General features: G+C 72.6%; 9 protein-coding genes and 1 pseudogene. 2 read left to right on the top strand and 8 right to left on the bottom strand.

Annotated features, from left to right (window positions below):
* The first annotated feature begins 206 nt into the window (after positions 1-206).
* Positions 207-3,983, top strand: coding sequence for a multifunctional oxoglutarate decarboxylase/oxoglutarate dehydrogenase thiamine pyrophosphate-binding subunit/dihydrolipoyllysine-residue succinyltransferase subunit (locus ACQCO7_RS28855; RefSeq protein ID WP_464074537.1), 3,777 nt, complete (start codon positions 207-209; stop codon positions 3,981-3,983).
* A gap of 94 nt (positions 3,984-4,077) precedes the next feature.
* On the opposite strand, the gene fxsT is transcribed toward ACQCO7_RS28855, so the two are convergent.
* The 8 genes and pseudogenes from fxsT to ACQCO7_RS28815 all read right to left on the bottom strand — a co-directional run.
* A complete protein-coding gene (gene fxsT / locus ACQCO7_RS28850) occupies positions 4,078-7,086 on the bottom strand; it encodes an FxSxx-COOH system tetratricopeptide repeat protein (protein WP_464074536.1) in 3,009 nt (1,002 codons plus the stop codon).
* Between the two features lie 154 nt (positions 7,087-7,240).
* Positions 7,241-8,578, bottom strand: a complete 1,338-nt coding sequence (locus ACQCO7_RS28845) for an aKG-HExxH-type peptide beta-hydroxylase (RefSeq protein ID WP_464074535.1) — start codon at positions 8,576-8,578, stop codon at positions 7,241-7,243.
* Positions 8,575-9,711 carry an FxsB family cyclophane-forming radical SAM/SPASM peptide maturase gene (locus ACQCO7_RS28840; protein WP_464074534.1) on the bottom strand — a complete coding sequence of 379 codons (1,137 nt, stop codon included), beginning with the start codon at positions 9,709-9,711 and terminating at the stop codon, positions 8,575-8,577. Before ACQCO7_RS28840 ends, ACQCO7_RS28845 begins: the two co-directional genes overlap by 4 nt.
* A gap of 133 nt (positions 9,712-9,844) precedes the next feature.
* The gene (fxsA, locus tag ACQCO7_RS28835) at positions 9,845-9,997 is read right to left on the bottom strand and encodes an FxSxx-COOH cyclophane-containing RiPP peptide (protein ID WP_464074533.1); all 153 of its coding nucleotides are present in this window, start codon (positions 9,995-9,997) and stop codon (positions 9,845-9,847) included.
* Positions 9,998-10,010: 13 nt separating this feature from the next.
* Entirely contained in the window at positions 10,011-13,370 is a 3,360-nt protein-coding gene (locus ACQCO7_RS28830) for an SAV_2336 N-terminal domain-related protein (RefSeq protein ID WP_464074532.1), read from the bottom strand.
* Positions 13,371-13,376: 6 nt separating this feature from the next.
* The gene (locus ACQCO7_RS28825; protein ID WP_464074531.1) at positions 13,377-14,432 is read right to left on the bottom strand and encodes an AAA family ATPase; all 1,056 of its coding nucleotides are present in this window, start codon (positions 14,430-14,432) and stop codon (positions 13,377-13,379) included.
* A gap of 82 nt (positions 14,433-14,514) precedes the next feature.
* On the bottom strand, positions 14,515-16,836 hold the full coding sequence (locus tag ACQCO7_RS28820; protein WP_464074530.1) for a VMAP-C domain-containing protein: 2,322 nt from the start codon (positions 16,834-16,836) through the stop codon (positions 14,515-14,517).
* Between the two features lie 836 nt (positions 16,837-17,672).
* A pseudogene (locus tag ACQCO7_RS28815) lies at positions 17,673-18,242 on the bottom strand (CU044_2847 family protein); the annotation flags it as partial.
* A 172-nt stretch (positions 18,243-18,414) separates the two neighbouring features.
* On the opposite strand from ACQCO7_RS28815, the gene ACQCO7_RS28810 reads away from it, so the two are divergent.
* Positions 18,415-18,594, top strand: a complete 180-nt coding sequence (locus tag ACQCO7_RS28810; RefSeq protein ID WP_003992906.1) for a DUF6104 family protein — start codon at positions 18,415-18,417, stop codon at positions 18,592-18,594.
* Positions 18,595-18,623: the final 29 nt, after the last annotated feature.

The raw sequence follows: 18,623 nt of genomic DNA, 5'->3' as shown, positions 1-18,623 counted from the left end.
GTGCCGGACCAGCGTCGTTGTGGACGAAGAGAAGCCGTTTCGGGCGGAACCCCGCTTGTTTCCCGCCATTTCCGGCGATGAAACACGGCGTTCGATGTGACTTACACGACGATGCGGCGGCCCGGCCTCTCCTTCTCGGTCTTGGAGGCGTAGCCTTTATTCCCGCTGTCCATCACCTTGTGAAGCGGAAGAGGGCGGTTGCCGCCGTGTCGTCACAGTCCCCCAGTAACGGATCGAGCACCTCGACCGAAGCGGACCGAACGGGTACGAATCCCGCCGCCGCCTTCGGACCGAACGAGTGGCTTGTCGACGAGATCTATCAGCAGTACCTCCAGGACCCGAACTCGGTAGACCGGGCCTGGTGGGACTTCTTCGCCGACTACAAGCCGGGGGCTGCCGAGACCGCCGCCCCGGCTGCGGCGGACACTGTGGCCGCGGGGGCCGCAGCGACCACCACGCCCACGGCACCTGTCACCCCTGCTCCCGTTCCCGCGGCACCCGCGGCCCCGGCGCCGGCCCCGAAGCCCGTCGCCGCCGCGCCTGTGCCCGCACCCGCTCCGAAGCCGAAGGCCGCTCCCGTGACGACCCCCGCCGCGCCCGCGAAGGAAGCCCCCGAGGGCCCCGAACTCGTGACCCTTCGCGGCCCCGCCGCCGCCGTCGCGAAGAACATGAACGCCTCCCTGGAGGTGCCCACGGCGACGTCCGTGCGCGCGGTCCCGGTGAAGCTGCTCTTCGACAACCGCATCGTCATCAACAACCACCTCAAGCGCGCCCGGGGCGGGAAGATCTCCTTCACGCACCTCATCGGGTACGCGATGGTGCAGGCCATCAAGGCGATGCCGGCCATGAACCACTCCTTCGCGGAGAAGGACGGCAAGCCGACCCTGGTCAAGCCGGAGCACATCAACTTCGGCCTCGCGATCGACCTGGTGAAGGCCAACGGCGACCGTCAGCTCGTCGTCGCCGGCATCAAGAAGGCCGAGACGCTCGGCTTCTTCGAGTTCTGGCAGGCGTACGAGGACATCGTCCGCCGCGCCCGCGACGGCAAGCTCACGATGGACGACTTCACCGGCGTCACGGTCTCCCTGACCAACCCCGGCGGCCTCGGCACCGTCCACTCCGTGCCGCGTCTGATGCCCGGTCAGTCCGTCATCATGGGCGTCGGCTCGATGGACTACCCGGCGGAGTTCCAGGGCACCTCCCAGGACACCCTGAACAAGCTCGGCATCTCGAAGGTCATGACGCTCACGTCGACCTACGACCACCGGGTCATCCAGGGCGCCGCCTCCGGCGAGTTCCTGCGCATCGTCGCGAACCTGCTGCTCGGTGAGAGCGGCTTCTACGACGACGTCTTCAAGTCGCTGCGCATCCCCTACGAGCCGATCCGCTGGCTCAAGGACATCGACGCCTCGCACGACAATGACGTCACGAAGGCCGCCCGCGTCTTCGAGCTGATCCACTCCTACCGGGTGCGCGGCCACGTCATGGCCGACACCGACCCGCTGGAGTACCAGCAGCGCAAGCACCCCGACCTGGACATCACCGAGCACGGCCTCACCCTGTGGGACCTGGAGCGGGAGTTCGCGGTCGGCGGCTTCGCCGGCAAGTCCCTGATGAAGCTGCGCGACATCCTCGGCGTGCTGCGCGACTCGTACTGCCGCACCACCGGCGTCGAGTTCATGCACATCCAGGACCCGAAGCAGCGCAAGTGGATCCAGGACCGCATCGAGCGCTCGCACTCCAAGCCGGAGCGCGAGGAGCAGCTGCGCATCCTGCGCCGCCTGAACGCGGCGGAAGCCTTCGAGACGTTCCTCCAGACCAAGTACGTCGGCCAGAAGCGGTTCTCCCTGGAGGGCGGCGAGTCCGTCATCCCGCTGCTCGACGCGGTCATCGACAGCGCGGCCGAGTCCCGCCTGGACGAGGTCGTCATCGGCATGGCCCACCGCGGCCGGCTCAACGTGCTGGCGAACATCGTCGGCAAGTCGTACGCGCAGATCTTCCGCGAGTTCGAGGGCAACCTCGACCCGAAGTCGATGCACGGCTCCGGCGACGTGAAGTACCACTTGGGCGCGCAGGGCACGTTCACCGGTCTGGACGGCGAGGAGATCACCGTCAGCCTGGTCGCGAACCCCTCGCACCTGGAGGCGGTCGACCCGATCGTCGAGGGTGTCTCGCGCGCCAAGCAGGACATCATCAACAAGGGCGGCACCGACTTCACGGTCCTGCCGGTCGCGATCCACGGCGACGCGGCCTTCGCGGGCCAGGGCGTGGTGGCCGAGACCCTGAACATGTCGCAGCTGCGCGGCTACCGCACCGGCGGCACGGTCCACATCGTCATCAACAACCAGGTCGGCTTCACGGCGGCCCCCGAGTCGTCGCGCTCCTCCATGTACGCCACCGACGTGGCCCGCATGATCGAGGCGCCGATCTTCCACGTGAACGGCGACGACCCCGAGGCCGTCGTCCGCGTCGCGCGGCTCGCGTTCGAGTTCCGCCAGGCGTTCAACAAGGACGTCGTCATCGACCTCCTGTGCTACCGCCGCCGCGGCCACAACGAGTCGGACAACCCGGCGTTCACGCAGCCGCTGATGTACGACCTGATCGACAAGAAGCGCTCGGTGCGCAAGCTGTACACCGAGTCCCTGATCGGCCGTGGCGACATCACCCTGGAAGAGGCCGAGCAGGCCCTCCAGGACTACCAGGGCCAGCTGGAGAAGGTCTTCACGGAGGTCCGCGAGGCCACCGCGCAGACGCCCGCCACCGGTGCCCCGGACGCGCAGGACGGGTTCCCGGTCGCCACGCCGACCGCGATCTCCACCGAGGCCGTCAAGCGGATCGCGGAGTCCCAGGTCAACATCCCGGACCACATCACGGCCCACCCGCGCCTGCTGCCGCAGCTCCAGCGCCGGGCGGCCATGGTCGAGGACGGCACGATCGACTGGGGCATGGGCGAGACCCTCGCGATCGGCTCGCTGCTCCTGGAGGGCGTGCCGGTCCGGCTCGCCGGTCAGGACTCGCAGCGCGGTACGTTCGGCCAGCGCCACGCGGTCATCATCGACCGCGAGACCGCCGAGGAGTTCACGCCGCTGAACTACCTCTCGGAGGACCAGGCCCGCCTGAACGTCTACAACTCGCTGCTCTCCGAGTACGCGGCCATGGGCTTCGAGTACGGCTACTCGCTGGCCCGCCCGGACGCGCTCGTCATGTGGGAGGCGCAGTTCGGCGACTTCGTCAACGGCGCGCAGACCGTCATCGACGAGTTCATCTCCTCCGCCGAGCAGAAGTGGGGCCAGACCTCCGGCGTCACGCTGCTGCTGCCGCACGGCTACGAGGGCCAGGGCCCGGACCACTCGTCCGCCCGCCCGGAGCGGTTCCTCCAGATGTGCGCGCAGAACAACATGACGGTCGCCATGCCGACGCTGCCGTCGAACTACTTCCACCTGCTGCGCTGGCAGGTCCACAACCCGCACCACAAGCCGCTGATCGTCTTCACCCCGAAGTCGATGCTGCGTCTGAAGGCGGCGGCGTCGAAGGCGGAGGAGTTCACGAACGGGCAGTTCCGCCCGGTCATCGGCGACACCTCGGTCGACCCGAACGCGGTCCGCAAGGTCGTCTTCACGGCGGGCAAGGTCTACTACGACCTCGACGCCGAGCGGCAGAAGCGCGGGATCACGGACACGGCGATCATCCGGATCGAGCGCCTGTACCCGCTGGCGGGTGCGGAGCTCCAGGCCGAGATCGCCAAGTACCCGAACGCCGAGAAGTACTTGTGGGCGCAGGAGGAGCCGGCGAACCAGGGTGCCTGGCCGTTCATCGCGCTCAACCTGATCGACCACCTGGACCTGGCGGTCGGCGCGGACGTCCCGCACGGTGAGCGGCTGCGCCGTATCTCGCGTCCGCACAGCTCGTCCCCGGCCGTGGGTTCCTCGAAGCGGCATCAGGCGGAGCAGGAGCAGCTGGTGCGTGAGGTGTTCGAGGCGTGAGTGCTGTGACGTGACAGTTTGAAAGGGTCCGGCCCCGGAGGAGAACCTCCGGGGCCGGACCCTTTCGCGGTGCCTCTCGGTTGTGCGGTGCCGCTCAGTTCAGCAGCGGCTCGAAGTCCCAGTAGGGCCGGATCCGGGAGCGGGCCGAGATCGTGTGGGGGTGCTGGCGGCCGAAGGTGGCCTCGAAGTCGGCGAGGGCCTCCTGCTCGACCTTCTCGGCCTGCCGGCGTTCGCGGAGGTTGCGCAGGTCGGCGGAGTGCGCGACGCGGGCGGAGAGGGTGAGGGGGTGGGTGCGGCCGAGGGATTCGGTGGCGTTCGTGATCGTGGTGCGGCTGAGGCTCTCCGCCGACTCCGTGTCACCGACGAGGTTGCGCAGGGCGGCGGCGTTGAGGGCCGTGCCGAGGGTCCAGGGGTGGGTGGCGCCGAGGTTCGCGGTCATGTCGGTCAGCGCCTGTTCCAGCATCGCGTGGGCGTGGTCGCGTTCACCGACGTTGCGCAGGACGAGCGCCTGGTTGGCGCGGGCGCCGACGAGGAAGGGGTGGGTGTCGGCGAGGGTGAGCTCGTAGCGGGCGACGATGGACTCGCTGAGCTCGCGGGCCTGGTCGATGTCGCCGTGCTCGCGGACGAAGCAGCTCTGGGCGATGGCGGAGATGAGGGTGGTCGGGGAGTTCTCGCCGAGGACGCGCTCGCCGCGTTCGAGGATGCTCGCGAAGAGGGGTCCCGCGGCGTCGCGGTTGCCGGTGCGGTAGAGGCACATGGCGTGGTTGTGCTCGGCGTACAGGGTCATCGGGTTGTCGTCGCCCATGACGATCCGGTGCTCGTCGACGTTGCGCGCCTGCACCGACTCGGCCTCGGCGTACCGGCCGAGCAGGCGCAGGTCGACCGCGTACTGCAACTCGGACTGGAGGGTCCAGGGGTGCCGGGCGCGCAGCAGGTTGCGGCGGGCCTCCCAGGCCCTGCGGTCGGTGTCGAGAGCCTCCTCGTACCGGCCGAGCAGCCGCAGCGACACGGCGAGGTTGTTGATCGCGTTGAGGGTGCGGGAGTCCTGGTCGCCGAGCAGGTCGCGGTAGGCGGCGAGGACCCACTGGGACTGCTCCAGGGACTCCTCGTACCGGGCGAGACCCCGCAGGTCCCCGCCGAGTCCGCTCGCGGCCCGCAGGTGTTCGAGGTCCTGCGGCCCGCGCTCCTCGCGCAGGTGCTCGGCGGCGGTCCGGTTGAGCTCCGCGCTGGCCGCGTAGTCGCCGGTCGACCTCAGCAGGTTGCAGTAGTGGTACGACAGGTCCCAGATCCGCGGGTGGGTCTCGCCGAGGAGTTCGCGCCATGCCTTCATGGCGCGCTGCCCGAGTTTCATGCCGGCCCGGTACTCGCCGGAGAAGTACATGTAGCGCAGGCAGTTGAGGACGAGCTGCTGCACGTCGGGGTTCTTGGTGCGCAGCACGTCCGCGTACTTGAGGTGCGGCACGATCTCCGCGTACGACGGCCACATCCGGGTGTCGGTGGGCCGGCGCGGGTCGGCGAGGGCGAGGGCCCTGCGGACGACGTCGATGAACTCCCCGCGCTCCGGTTCGGGCATGTCCTTGTGGACGATCTGATGGACCATGCGGTGCAGGTAGAGGGAGTCGCCGGTGGTGACGGGCTCGTCGAGGGAGACCTCGTGGGACTCCAGGCGGACGACGGAGTACTGGCGGAGCTGGTTGATCGCTTTGTTCCACAGCAGCGGGTCGTTGACCAACCCGGCGATCTGCTCGGGGAGTTCGTCCCCAGGGAGGTCGCGCAGGAGGCGTACGGGGATGAAGCCGGGCGCGAAGAACGTGCACAGCCGCAGCAGGTCGACGGACTCGGGGACGGTGTCGCGGAGTTTGTTCAGCAGTATCGACCACGCGGTCTGGAAGGCGACGGGGAAGTCCGCGGAGACCTTGACGACGTCGGAGTCGATGCCGCCCTCCAGGAGGGCGATGTAGTCGCGCACGGACAGGTCGGAGTCGTTGAGCCAGCCGGCCGTCTGGTCGAGGAGCAGCGGCAGGTCCTCCAGGGCGTCGGCGAGCTGGTCGGCCTCGGTCTCGGAGAGCCGGGGGGCGCGGCGGCGGACGAACGCGACGGACTCGTCCCGGGAGTAGACCGGGATCTCCACCAACTGGCTGTTGTGCTCGGACCATTCGGGGTTGCGGGAGGTGATCAGGACGTGTCCGGGGCCGGTCGGCAGGAGGTCCCAGATCTGTTCGGGTTCGTCGGCGCCGTCGAGGACGAGCAGCCAACGGGAGTACGGCTCGCCCCGGCGCAGCGCATCGCGGACGGCGCGCAGCCGCTCGCCGTACTCCTGGCCGGTCTGGAGGTCGAGCTTGGGGGCGAGTTCGGCGAGGAAGCGCCGGTAGGTGACGCGTTTGTCGGCGTTGACCCACCAGACGACGTCGTACTCGGAGCCGAAGCGGTAGACGTACTCGGTGGAGAGCTGGGTCTTGCCGACGCCGGACATGCCGTGCAGGGTGACGACGCCCGCGCCGGGTTCGGCGCTCTGAAGGATGTGGTGGATGTCGTTGAGGAAGGGTTCGCGGCCGGTGAAGCGGGTGTTGCGGCGCGGCACTCCGCCCCAGACGTCGGGCATGGCGGCGGGGAAGCGGGGTCCGTGCCGGCCGTCGACGCCGTTCGCGTGCGGGTCGTAGGGCAGGTCGAGGCGGTCGAAGAGGCGGCGTTCGGCCTCGTCGGAGCCGAGGTTGGTGAGGTTCTCCGCGGCGAGGACCGTCACGGCCTGCGGGAGGGAGGCGTTGGTGAGGGAGACGGCGACGAAGCGGGACGGGTCGGGGGCGACGACCTCGCGCAGCGCCGCGTTCCACTCCTCGTGGCTGCGCGGGCCGAGCTGGAAGTACCACTCGCTGACCAGGACGAGGATGCGGCCCTCGGAGAGCATCAGGTCACGCAGCAGGTCCGGCAGCGGCACCTCCGGCGGGGCGTCCCAGCGGACCAGCACGACCCGGACGCCGTTGCGCTCCAGGCGGTCGGCGATCCAGGCGGCCCAGGCCCGGTTGAAACCCGCGTAGCTGATCGTGACGGTCGGCCGCGGGGTCCCCCTCTCGGTGGACCTGACCGGTGTGCGGGCTCCAGACAAGGCGGCCTCCAGCGCGTCGTTCCAAGAAAAATCGTAGGGCCTCGGCACGTCCCTCGTAAGGTCTCGGAAGACGGCGGGCGGACGTCCGGGCAGGGAGATCTTCGCGCAGGAGCCCGTACGCGCGCGGGCGTTTGGCCACTCGTCCTCCGTCCCCTCACTCGTTCGGGCGTCCTTGGGCGGAAGCGTGCCGTTGTGTCCACAGCGTGCGTGCGGCGTGCACGTACGCCTGGGCGCGCGCCTGCTGGCCCCGGGGTGCCGGGTGGTCGCGCATGCGTTCGTGGGCGTCGGCCATCGCGTCGACGAACAGCCGTCCCCGGACGGTGAGATCGGGTGATCCGACGAGCGCGGGCAGGGCCGCGCCGACCATGGCGTGGCAGCGGGCGTGCTCGGTCCAGGCCCGCTCGCGGTGCGCGGGGTCGGTGAGGGCGAGGTGCTGTTGGTAGTCGGCGATCGCGAGGTGGGAGTAGGTCCCCTGGAGGAGGCCGTCGAAGGGGCGGGGGTCCTGTCGCCAGGGTGCGAAGTACCGTTCCTCGTCGCTTGCCTGATGGAGTGTCACGAGTTCGGAGAGCGCGGAGAGTTTGGCGTGGTGCAGTTCGTGGACGAGGGTCGAGGCGAACGACACCGGTCCGGGCGGGATGCTGCTGAGCAGCGCTCCGAACGCCTCCCGCCGGGTCGCACTGCTCGTCCCGTGCACGGCGGAGACGTCGGGGGGCGGGGTGAGCGGCACCAGGCAGCGCAGCAGCGTCAGCGCCTCCCGCACCCGGTGTTCCCCGCCGGTTCGCAGCGCCTCCCCCACGCCGGACCACACCTGCGCCCAGCGCTTGCGTCCGGCGTCGTCCAGCACCGCCGCCTCCCCCAGCCCGGCCTGGCCGCGAGGTGATCGGGCGGTGCGGTACGGGTCGAGGTCCTCCAGCAGCACCAGCGGCGCGCCGCTCACCAGGCCGGGCAGTGCGTGCGCGGGCAGCCAGGCGCCCGAGGCGGACCAGGCGCCGACGCCGGGTTCCGGGTGCACAGTGACGTCCAGCTCACCAAACTGACGGATCGTCACCATCCTGTTCCGGTAGGTGACTTCGGCCTCTCCCTCGGTGCGCAGCGCTCCGAGGGACGGCAGGACGAGCATCCCGTCGTACGCCGTGGTCCGGAGCGTGAAGTCGAGTCCGGCCCGCACCGCGCAGGCGGCGGCGATCATCCCCAGGTGAGCGAGGGCTTGCGGCCGTCCGGGGTTACGGAGCGTGTGCCAGGCCCAGGAGCCGGTGAGAGGGTGCAGGAGGAGAGCACGGACGGGGCTGTCGGCGCGATCCGGTCCGGACGCCGCCCGGTCGGCCTGCGTCAACAAGTCCCAGGCGTCCAGCAGTTGCTCTCCGGTCGCGTCCAGCACGGCGCGCACGACGAGCAGTTGGCGGCGGTGCTGGTCGCGGACGAGGAGGTCGAGGGTCTTGGGGTCGGCGCCGGTACGGCCGAGGGCGGCGACGGCGGCGTCGGAGAGGGTCATGGCGTCCCCTTCCCGATGGCGGCGGCGAGCCGGTGGGCCACATGCCGGATGAAGTGCTGGAGGTCGGCGCAGTACACGGACGGGTTGCGGAAGCCGTGACCGGCACGGTAGCGGTGGGCGTAGTGGCCGCCTCCGCAGACCCGCAGCAGGGGGCAGGTCCGGCACTGTTCGGCCAGCGCCGCCGCGCCCGCCTGCCGGTCGGCGACCGCCGGGTGGCGCAGGGCGTCGTCGAAGGGGTGGCGGAAGACGTCGAGGCCGGTGCGGGCGGCGCCGTCGTAGGCGGACTTCAGCGAGTCGACCTGCTCGATCGTCCCGTCGGTCTCGACGACGACGGAGTCGAAGGGGGCGAGGCCGAGCGCCTCGATGCTGGTGTCCCGGCCCAGCAGCAGGGTGAGACACGCCTCGAAGAGCCGGACACGGGTCTCCCGCCGACCGGCGTCCCACCAGCGGTCGAAGACGGCGCTGAGCCATCCGCCGTACCAGCCCAAGTGGTCGGGGGGAGCCGACCAGTTGCCGTGCGGGAGCAGCAGGTCGAGGGCGGGCGGCCGGAGTCCGACGAGCGAGTCGTACGTCCGGACCGGGTCGAGTGTCGGGTCGACGACGGTCAGGATGCCGCCGTACACGTCGGGGAACTGCTCGGCGAGGAGCCGGGTGCCGCGTGCGGCGGCCGGCCAGGAAGGGCGTCCGGCGTGGTCGACGCGGCGGGTGTTGTGCGCGGCGGTGCCGCCGTCGAGGCTGACGCCGACCCGGATGCCGGTGGCGGCGAGGACGGCGAGGCGCGGCGCGGTGAGGAGTGTGGCGTTGGTCTGGACGACCGGCCGGACCGCGCAGCCGGCCGGTACGCGCGCGCGGACCCGGTCGGTGAAGCGGGCGAGCGTGCCGGCACCGGCGAGGAGGGGTTCGCCGCCGTGCAACACCAGGGAGAGCTCGGCGAGTTCATGGGTGCGGGCGTGTTCGGCGATGCGGTCGGCCGTCCGGTCGAGGACGTCCTCGGAGGCCCGTCGGGGGCGCGTGCGCCACGTGCTGTCGGGGCCCTCGTAAAGGTAGCAGTAGGTACAGGCGAGGTTGCAGCGGCCGTGCACTTTGACGATGAACTGCTGAAAAGGGAAGGCGAGTTGCACGGGTGCGGCCACGTGTCCAGTCACTCTGCACCCCCCATGCGTGCGCGCCTGTACACCACTCGTGTTCCCGCGATCCGGCCACCAACACACCCCGCCGTACAGAATTTGACCGGTTCACGCGGGTAGACCGACCGAAAGGTTCAGGTCACAGCGCGCTGTTGTATCTCCACAGCATCTCGGTGGGCCGGCCCGCCCGGACCGTGAGGTCGTCGACGAGTTCGCGCAGCACCGGGTGGTCGGTGGTCCTCAGCTCCTCCAGGTCCAGGGTGAGCAGATCCGGCAGGTCCTCGTGGTTCACGGTGTCCCCTCGGTCATTCCAGCGCCGCCAGGCGCTCGGTGGTCTCCTGCGGTGTCGGTCTGTCCGGGACGACGCTGTCCTCGGGCAGCCGCGCCCACTCGGCCCGCGCCGCGCGGTACGCCTCGCGGGCCGCGCGGGGCCGGGTGGCCGCTTCATAGGACATACCCCGCCAGTGGTGCGCCTGCGCGCGAGCGCGGACACATTCCTGGCGGCGCCGCTCGGTACCGGCCGACTCCTCCGCCTCGCGGGCCGACTGAGCCGCGTCGCGGAACGCGTCGACGGCGAGGTCGAGGCGGGTGGGCCGGCGCAGGCTGCGGTACGCCTCGTACTGGACCTGCCCGAGGTCCAGGAGGCAGTGCGCGGCGAGCAGCGGGTCGTCGGCCTCGTCGGCGGCGAGCCCGAAGAGGTGTTCGGCCTCGCGCAGGTCGACGCGGTCGCCCCGGGAGCGGTAGCGCAGCATCAGGGCGCGGCCCAGCAGCAGGAGCCGGTGGGCGAGGCGGGTGCTGCCGGCCGAGGTCTCCATGCGGCAGTCGCGCAGGACGCGGATGGCCCGCGAGAGCACGTACCGGTCGCCGGCCGCGGCGAGCCTCAGCAGCGCCTCGCCCCATTCGGCGAGGACGTCGGCGTGCGCGGGCGAGTCGCGGGGCACGCGTTGGGCGGCCCGGTCGAAGTGCCCGGCGGCGCGTTCCAGGTCGGCGGCGAGCCCCGACTCGCCGTACCGGGCGACCGCGACCCGCCCGGAGCGTACGGCGAGCGCGGCGCGCTGCGCCTGTTCGCGGACGACGGTCAGGGCCTCGTCGACGCGGCCCTGTACGTCGTCCAGCGGGCCGCCCGCGCCGAGCAGCGCGTCGATGAGGTCCAGGAGGATGCGTACGCGGGCGCGGATCTCGTCCGGGGTGTCGGGCTCGGGGGTGGTCTCCAGGGCGGCGGTCAGGGAGCGGGCGGACTGTTCGGCGTAGCGGCGGGCCTGGTCGGGGTCGGCGGTGGCGCCGGACAGCAGGAGGAGGACGCGGCCGTGCACGAGGGGGAGTTCGGGCGGGCGGGTGCGCCGGTCGGGCCAGACGTCGGCGAACGCCTCCAGCATGCCGACGGAGACCTGGAGGAGGGCGCTGTCCCCGCCGAGCCGCCACTGCTCCTCCAGGGCGCGCACGCGCTCCAGGGTGAGCTTGAGGGCCTCCTTCTCGCCGAGTCCTGGCGCGGCGCAGGCGACGGCGTACTCGCGGTCGGCGCGCGAGAGCAGGTCGAGGGCGCCGGCCAGGTCGCCGCGCCGTCTGCGGTCCCCGGCACAGGCGTGCAACACCCGGGCCAGGACGGCGCGTTCGTGCAGGGCGCGGGGGTGCGCGACGGCGCGTTCGGCGGCGGCCTCGGCCCGGCGCAGGAGGTCGTCACCGCCCTGCACCTCCCACAGGCGCAGCGTGCAGTGCGCGTACTCGGCCCACAACTCGGGGTCGGCGGCGGCCTGTTCGTCGCGCTCGGTGGCGCCGCGCAGCAACTGCACGGCGTCGATGGCGTCCTGGATCATGCCCTCGCGGTCGAAGCGTCCGATGAGCGTGCGGGCGCGCACCACGACCGGGTGCGTACGGCGCTCGACCACCGCCCCGATTCCGGGTTGTTCGTAGTGCGGGGGCAGCGGCATGAACCGCCTGAGCACTCGCGCGGCGACCTCGGCGAACGGCTGCGGCACGGGCGGGGCGGCGCTGTCGTCGTCGCCGGGCGCGTACGGCCGTCCCGCGCCGCCGTCGCCCAACTGGGCCAGCGCGAGGGCCGGGAAGTTGGGGCCGCCCTTGCCGAAGCGCTGCTCGATGTACTCCGAGGTGTGTTTGAGGACGAGCATCGCCTCGTCGCGCCCCAGCCTCGACAGGAGGGCGTCGCGGACGTCCGGCTCGATCTCGTACCACTGGGCGCCGTCCCCGTCGAGATCCTCGCCGGCCCTGCCGACCAGGCCGCCCACCAGGACCTCGGCGAGTTCGGCGGGTCCTGAGCCGGGGAGCATCGTGCGCTGCACGAGCTGCATCACCGGCAGGCACAGGGGCGCCGCCGCGAGGTACACCGCGAGGCGTCCGGCGGTCGGCGAGGCGCTGGCGCTGAACCGGCTGACCCGCTCCAGCGCCGTACGCCGCCGGTCCGCGCGGGCGGGCGGGGCGGGCTGCTGGTCGGCGCGGACCCAGCCGACCGCGCCGGGTACGGGGCCCGAGCCGGCGCCCGACAGGAGGCGCGCCCAGGCGCCGAGCGCGACCGGCTCGGGCGGCAGCACCGGCACGGGCAGCGCGCCCGGCTTGCGGACCTCGCCGGCCGTCCGTACGCGCAGGGCGCCGCCGAAGGTCTCCGCGCGGCTCAACTCGCCGAAGGTGACCGGGAGTCGGGTGCGGGCCCACATGCGCTGCGGGAGGGGTTGCAGGACGGCCACCGGGCCCTGTCCCGAGAGGTGGTGGAGCAGGCGGTGGGCCCGGCCGCTGTGCCACAGGGGGCCCGCGCAGTCGCTCACCAGGATCACGATCCTGCGGCCCGTCGGGTCGCTCAGCCGCTCCGCCGAGTTCAGCGGCGCGGCCTGCGCCTCGGGGCTGCGGCTCACCGTCGGCTCGCCGTCGGGGCCCTGGTGCAGGAAGCTCACCTGGATGTCCGAGAACGCGCCCAACTGGCCGAAGACCTGCTCCAGTTCGTCGAACATGCGGTGCCAGACGCGCATCGAGGAGGACGCGTCCAGGACCAGTTGCAGCCGCGCGTCCCTGCGGGTCACCGCCCGGTACACGGGGAGGATCAACCCGCCCGCCTGCGCGCTGAGTTCGGCGGTCGCGGCCTCGTCGAGGGAGGTCTTCAGCGGCGGCGCCGGGCTCCGGTATCCCTGCAATCTCCGCAGGGCGCGCTGGAGTTCGAGGGGGGCGGGGAGGACGGGGGCGGCGGGAACGCCGATGTCGAGCGCACCGGCACGGGCCTTCGCCGCGTTGCGGGGCATGGGGTAGAGGCTGACCTGGCCGTCCAGCACGGGGCGTTTGGGGGGTCGCTGGACCTCGGCGGCGGGGGCGGGCGGGTCGGTGGGGGCGAGCCCGGCCGCCAACTCCCCCAGCGGACCGGGCCCTTCGGGCACGGCTCCCCCGGGGACGTCCTGCGCGGCGGGGCGCCGCGTGAAGCGGGCCAGCCAGAGGGCGTCGCTCAACTGCCGCTGGTCGGGGTCGAGTCCGGCGGCGCGGAGACGGGTGATGAGCTCGACCAGGGGGTCGAAGGCGGGGGTGTGGGCGGGGGTGTGGGCGGGGGTGTGGGCGGGGCTGTGGGCGGGGGTGCGGGCCGGGGCGCCGTGGGCGGAGTCGTCGTGCACGGGGGTGTTGTCAGGGGTGGGGTCGTCGTCCGGGCCGTGGCGGGGGGTCGCTTCGGGCATCGGGGGTCACCTCGGGCGGTCGAGGCGTTGGATGAGGAGGTCGGCGAGGCGGTCGCGGCTCGGTGGGGCCGCGGCGTCCGTGAGGTAGATCGCGTTCAACAGCTGGTCGGCGGCGAGGAGTTCGCTGCGGGAGCGCTCCAGGAAGTGGGTGATCAGGTCGTCGCCCGAGCGCGCGGCCTCGTCGCCGAGGTGGGCGCGGACGAAGTTCGCGAGCCGGTTGTGGTCGGGGCGGCCCAGCTCCAGGTGGATGCAGCGGCGCATCAGGGGGGCCGGGAAGTCGCGTTCACCGTTGCTGGTGAGGACGACGAAGGGGAACGCCCGGCACCGTACCCGCCCGTCCTTGACGCGGACCTTCTCCCCGTCCGCCGTGAGCACCTCCGCCTCCCCGTCCGGCAGCCGGTCGGCGATCCGCTCCAGCTCCGGTATCGCGAACTCCCCTTCCTCCAGGACGTTCAGGAGGTCGTTCGGCAGGTCGATGTCGCTCTTGTCCAGCTCGTCGATGAGCAGCACGCGCGGCGTGGCGGACGGCAGCAGCGCCGTACCGAGCGGCCCGAGCCGGATGTAGCTCCCGATCCCCTCGACGGCCCCCGGCGACCCCACCGCCTTGCCTCCCCCAAGTTCTCGGCTTCGCTCGAACAGGGAGGTGCCCCCATCCCCCTGCGCGGCGATCTGGACGTCCTGGAGGCGCGCGATGGCGTCGTAGTGGTACAGCCCGTCCTGGAGGGCGGAGCGGCTGACGATGGACCAGCGCAGGACGTTGCCGAGGCCCAGTTCGTACGCGACCGAGTGCGCGAGCGTGCTCTTGCCCGCGCCGGGGCTGCCGGTGACCAGCAGCGGGCGGCGCAGGTACAGCGCCGCGTTGATCATCTCCAGCTCCTCCGCGCCGGGCCGGTGCAGCTCGGCGAGGTGCCGGTGCGCCCCGAGCCGCCGGTCCTCCGACCCCTCGCCCGGCGTGTCCCGCCCCGCGAAGTCCCGCCAGGGCGGCGGCGCGGGCAGCCGCTCGACGCCGTCGTGCGGTTCCCCCGCGCCCCGGTAGATGAGCCACTCACTGGATTCCGTCATGATCCGGTCCTCGTCACTCGTCCACTCCCCGGGCGGCCGTGCTCACGGTATCGATGCGGGCGGAGAGCTGGTAGGGGTCGCGTCACGGCGCCTCCAGCAACTCGCCCGTCCCCGGCAGGGGTTGGGCCGGGTCGTCGTACAGCAGGGCCACGCCGGACGCCCAGAACGTCTCGCCGCGGCCCTGGTTCAGCCGCACCCTGAGGTCGTGGACGGCCTCGGGCAGGCGCGCCGCGCTCGGCGGGCGGGCGATCTCGTCGACGCTGCCCCGGTGGAACTCCCCGCACACCGTGTCCGGGCGGGCCCTCCCGCGCCGCCACAGGGCGACGCCGTACCCGCCGTGCACGATCCGCGCGAGCGCCGCCGCGTCGTCCTCGTACCGGTGGTCGCCGTACCGGCACAGTACGGGGACCGTGCCGTACGCGAGCGAGCGCAGCTTCTCCACCGTCGGGACGGGTACCCGCAACCCGTCGTCGCAGTCCAGGAGTTCGGCCTGCGCGCGGTGCGCGTGCAGCCAGCGCCAGCGCGCGCCGCGCTCCTCCTGCGCGTCGAACCACTCCCCTTCCATCGCCTCCATGTCGTCGACGAGCTGCTCCCGGTCGGCGACCCGCACCACCACGGGCCGCGCCACCCCGAGCGGCTCCTCCCCCGGCACCGGCCGCCACGCGTCCACGTCCAGCCCCAACAGCACATGCGGCACGGCCACTTGCAGCACCGCCGGCCGCCCGGGCTCGTCACACCGCCGGAACGCCTCCGCGAGGGTGCCCGCGATCCGCCCCGGCAACTCCACGATCCGCGCCCGCTCCTCCCCCGGCAGCGGATCGGCCCCACCGTCCGCGTGCAGCACCGAGACCGTCCAGTCACAGCGGTCGGGCTCCCAGGGGCGAGGGAGGATTTCGAGCAGGACGGCGGGGCGGGGGCGAGTCCGCTGCGCGCGGGAGGCATGGACGGGGACGCCGGGGACAGGGCCCGGGGTGGCGAGGGGGGTGCCGTTGGGGTGCGGGGGGACGGGGGTGGTCAGGGGGGCGACGGTTCCGTACGCGGTGTCGGTGCCGGCCGATGGAACGGTCCCGGTCCCGACGCCGGGCGCGACGGCTTCGTACGCGGTGTCCGCACCGGACGCTTCGTACGCGGTCCCGGTGTCGGCCGGGGTGTCCGTTCCGGGGCCCGGGCCGGTACCCGGTCCGATCGCGGTCACGAACCCCCCTCCCGCGCCCGTCCGCGTGTCCGTGCCGGGCCTCGGCGTACCCCCCTGCCCGCTCTCGCGCACGCGGCGTTCGCGGTGGCGCAGGCGGTCGATGTGCTGTTCCGCCAGGCCCGCGCGGTAGCGGCCGGGAAGGCGGCCCGCCGACTGCCAGATCCAGGACCAGAGGGATTCCTCGGCGTCGGGGGTGGTCGCGGAGGCGAAGGGGCGGTCGGCGGCCAGGACGCGCATCGCGTAGTCGAGGACGAGTTCGAGGGCGCCGTCGTCGCGCGCGCTCTCGTACAGCGTGCCCAGCCCGTCGCGCCAGCCGCGCGGCGCGGGCAGGGGCGGCGGGCCCTGGAGGTCCGGCAGGGAGTCCAGGATGTCGAGCAGCGCGCGCGTGCTCGCGGGCGGCGGGAGGTCGGCGAGCCGGCCCAGCAACTGCACGCGCTCGTCGGGGCTGAGCGTACGGCCCGGCCGCGCGCCGAGGCCGCCCTGGACGTCCGTCCAGGTCTGCGCGCGCGCCGAGGGATGCCGCTGACGGTCCCGGTGGTAGCGGTCGTGCGCGTGGAACACCGCCTGGTACAGGTCGTCGTGCTCGGCGGTGATCTCCCCGGCCTGTACCCGCAGCGTGCGCAGTTGCTCGATGCCGGTGGAGGTGCCGCCCGGACGGTGGTCCGAGCGCGCCTTGAGCACGCCGATGACCTCCCCGCGCGCGAGGTCGATCACCGGCCCGCCCGACACCCCGTACGGCAGGTCGTTGTCGCCGAGCCGCATCTGTACGTCGGAGTTCCAGCCGCCGATCGTGCCCTGGACGGAGAGCGTGCCGTCGAGGACCTGGAGGCGTCCCTCGCTGACGGTCCAGCCCGCGTACAGCACCCGGCCCTCGCCGAAGTAGGCGGCGGGGCGTTCGGAGACGTACACGCACTCGTGGTCGTCGACCGGTTCGGCGAGCTGTACGAGCGCGAGGTCGGGGGCGGGCCAGTTCCCGGACGCGGGCATCCGCGCGGGGCGCTCGGGCACGGTCGCGGCGACCCGCCCGCGTACGGCGCGAGCCTCCGTGCCGGGCGCGCTCTGGCAGACCACCACGACCTCGCCCCCCTCCCCGGCGCCGACGACATGTGCGCAGGTCAGCACCCAGTTGGGTGCGACGAAGAACCCGCTTCCCAGAAAACTGTCGACCTCATCGATCTCATACCCGCCCCCAGCGCGGTGAATGCGCACGGTAGCCGCGACAACGAGTCCACGCAGTGCACGCCGGGCGGCATCCCCACCGTCCGACGCGCCCCCGACGCGCCCCCCGTTCACAGCCACCCCCGACCACGCCGACCCCCACCGCCCCCGTGCCCCGACGCGCCGCCCGATGCGACGCCCTCCGGGGGTGAGAGGGGGCGAACGGGGGCATCGTGCGGGCGGGGGGACCGGGCTGCGGCTCGCGGGGAGGGGGGTGCGGCGGGTGCGGGAAGGGACGCCGGAGGGGCGGGGGAGGGAGCCGGGGAAAGCGGCTCGGGAGGGACACCGACGACATGTCTTGCGGCGCCGGAAAGCACGGGAGTGCGGGTGACGTCCGCCGCAGAGCGACCGGACAGCGCGGGCACAGCCCTCGCAGTGGCACACAGCTCGGGCGGGAGCCCTGGAGCGACACGTCCACCACGCACCACCTCCAACACGGCGGCACCCCTCACGCGCCCGGCGGGGCGCTCACCGAGGACGGACGCGGAAGCGACACCACCGGTCACCGGTACGGAAGACGCACCGAGCGGCCACTCCGAGGCCACGTCCCGCACCGATGCGCACGGCACACCGCCTGCCGGCACGTACTCCTCGGGCACGGCCGACCTGCTGCTCACCGGCTCCGCAAGAGCGCCGCGCACCGGAGCGAAAGCTCTGACGCCCGCCCGATCCCGAGGCACGCTCCCTGTCTGCGTCTGCTCGCCGGACTGCCCCCTTGGCGCCCCCACAGCAGCAGCACCACCCACCGAGGCACCGGACCCACCGACCACCTGCCCCCGGCGCATGTCCCCCGCCTGCTCCCCAGGCTCCCCGCTCGCCGCCCCCGCAGCGGCGCCGCCCGCCCGCGCACGCGGTGTGCCGTCCGGGCTGCCGTTCGCCGGTGGGGAGGGGGTGTCGCCCAGGTCGGGGCGGGGAGTGCCCGGTGGTGTGGGTGGCGTGTCGTCCCCGGACGGCGTTCCCCCGTCAGGGGAGTTCCCGGGAGGCGTTCCCGGAGGGGCGGTGGGAGTCGTCCCGTCCGGAGGGCCGCCCGCGCCCCATGTCAGGGTCACCGTGATCGCCGCCTTCGCCTCGCCGTCCGCCAGCAGTCCGACCACCTTGCCCGCCTTGGCCGTGAGTTCGATGCCGAACTCGACGCTGGCCTCGTCGGGGCGGACCGCGCGGAGCGGGCCCGCGAGGGAGTGGGCGACGCCGGTGATGAGGGAGTGGAGGCTCTCGACGCCGGCTTCGACGCGTTCGGTGAAGCCCGTGTCGCTGTACGACAGTTGGCCCGGTGGCGCGGAGGGTGCGCGCAGTTCCCCCGGACCGGAGATCCGCGCCCACACGGGCGTGCCGTCCGGCAGCGCCACGCGTGCGACGCGCGTCACATCCTGTCCCGCCCGCTCGGTCTCCTGGCTCATGGCGCTCCCCCCGCTGCCGTGTTCCCCCTGCCGCCGCCCGCCCGACGCCCCGACCGGCGGCCTATCCTTGCCCTGTGCCCCCACGGCCCCCTCGCGGGCCGCACGTGGGAAACAAGCTCATTCCCCCGGTGGCACTTCCCAACCCCGACGACCCACCCACGGAGCACGATCCATGTACTTCACCGACCGCGGCATCGAGGAACTGGAGAAGCGGCGCGGTGAGGAGGAGGTCACCTTCGAGTGGCTGGCCGAACAGCTCCGCACCTTCGTCGACCTCAACCCGGACTTCGAGGTACCGGTGGAACGTCTCGCGACCTGGCTGGCCCGCCTGGACGACGAGGACGACGAGTAGACGAACCCGCCCGGTTCCTCTCGTAACGA

This window comes from Streptomyces saintjeani, assembly GCF_055409605.1.
The sequence above is the reverse complement of the archived record's forward strand: the minus strand, read 5'-3'. Positions and strand labels throughout refer to the sequence as shown.